This is a genomic window from Actinotalea sp. C106, assembly GCF_023630195.1.
Taxonomy (GTDB): Bacteria; Actinomycetota; Actinomycetes; order Actinomycetales; family Cellulomonadaceae; genus Actinotalea.
Genome location: NZ_JALPKN010000467.1, coordinates 1 through 1,534, shown reverse-complemented (window position 1 = coordinate 1,534; position 1,534 = coordinate 1). Strand labels below are relative to the sequence as shown.

Sequence of the window (1,534 nt, the reverse complement as noted above, 5' to 3'; positions counted from 1 at the left end):
CGACGACCCGGCCGGCCCCCGCGGCCCGCGCGAGCTGCACGACGCACAGCCCGATCGGCCCGCATCCGACGACGGCCACCGTCGCACCGAGCCGCGCACGACCCAGGTCCATCGCGTGCAGGGCGACCCCGAGCGGCTCGAGCATCGCCGCGTCGGCTGCCGAGAACGCGTCGGGCGCGGGGTGCAGCAGGTGCGTCGGCCACGTCGCCAGCTCGCGCAGGCCACCGTCCTGCGCGCCGTGGCCCGCGAACCGCACGGTCGGGCACAGGTTCCGGTTCCCCTCGAGGCAGCTCTCGCACCGCTCGCACGGGACAGCGGGGTCGACCGCGACGAGACGCCCGTCGAGCGGCCCGCCCCGGACGACGCCGGCGAGCTCGTGACCCAGCACCAGCGGCGCACCCAGCTCGGCGTCCCCGATGCCGCCCTCCACGAACCAGTGCAGGTCCGAGCCGCAGAGCCCGACCGCTCGGACCTCGACCAGGCTCTCGCCGGGGCCCGGTGCCGGGGACGGTTCCTCGGTCACGCGGAGGTCGCCGACCCCGTGCAGGCGCGCTACGCGCATGAGACCTTCCTCACTCTTGGCGGTGCGACGATCGTAGGCGGAGCACGGCGCCGCACCGTGGGACCCCGAGAGGGCCGAAGCCCCGGCCGCCCCCGCAGGACAGCGCGCGCACCAGCACCCAGACTGCTGGGCATGCGCACCGTGGGAGTCGAAGAGGAGTACCTCCTGCTGGACGCCGGGGGCACCCCCGTCGCGTCGAGCGGGGCTGCGATCAAGGCCATCACCCCGAGCCCTCGCCCGCCGGACACCGCTGCCCCCTCGACCGACGGCCCCGAGGTCGAGGGCGAGCTCACCCAGCAGCAGCTCGAGTCAGGCACCCGGCCCCGCACCGGGCTCGACGAGGTGCTCGAGGAGGTTCGGCACGCCCGAGCCCGGGCCCAGCGGGCGGCGCAGGGAGGAGGGGCTCGCATCGCAGCCCTGGGCACGTCACCCGTGGCGGTCGAGCCCACGACCTCGCCGCACCCTCGGTACGAGGAGCTCGTCCGCCGGTTCGCGCTGACCGCCCGGGAGCAGCTGACCTGCGGGTGCCACATCCACGTCGGGGTCGAGTCCGACGAGGAGGGGGTCCAGGTCATCGACCGGATCGGTCCCTGGCTCCCGGTGCTGCTGGCCCTCAGCTCCAACTCGCCCTTCTGGCACGGCGCTGACAGCGGCTACGCCAGCTACCGCTCGCAGGTGTGGAACCGGTGGCCGAGCGCGGGCCCGACGGCGCAATTCGGATCGGCGGACGCGTACCACGCGGCGGTCGAGGACCTGGTCGCGACGGGCACGATCCTCGACGCGGGCATGGTCTACTTCGACGCTCGACTCTCGGCCCGCTACCCCACCGTGGAGATCCGGGTGGCGGACGTCTGCCTCGACGCCGAGGACGCCGTGCTCGTCGCGGCGCTCGCCCGGGGCCTGGTCGACACCGCGGCCGACGACGCCGCCCACGGGCGCCCGGCTCCGGTGGTCCGGGTGGAGCAGCTGCGC

2 protein-coding genes are annotated in these 1,534 nt (G+C 75.3%); one reads left to right on the top strand and one right to left on the bottom strand.

Features of this window, described 5'->3' with window-relative positions:
* A partial coding sequence (locus tag L0B03_RS17670) for an alcohol dehydrogenase catalytic domain-containing protein (protein ID WP_250448298.1) occupies positions 1–562 on the bottom strand: 562 nt, incomplete at its 3' end.
* Between the two features lie 132 nt (positions 563–694).
* On the opposite strand from L0B03_RS17670, the gene L0B03_RS17665 reads away from it, so the two are divergent.
* Positions 695–1,534: glutamate--cysteine ligase (locus L0B03_RS17665; protein WP_250448296.1), on the top strand; the 840-nt coding region annotated here is incomplete at its 3' end.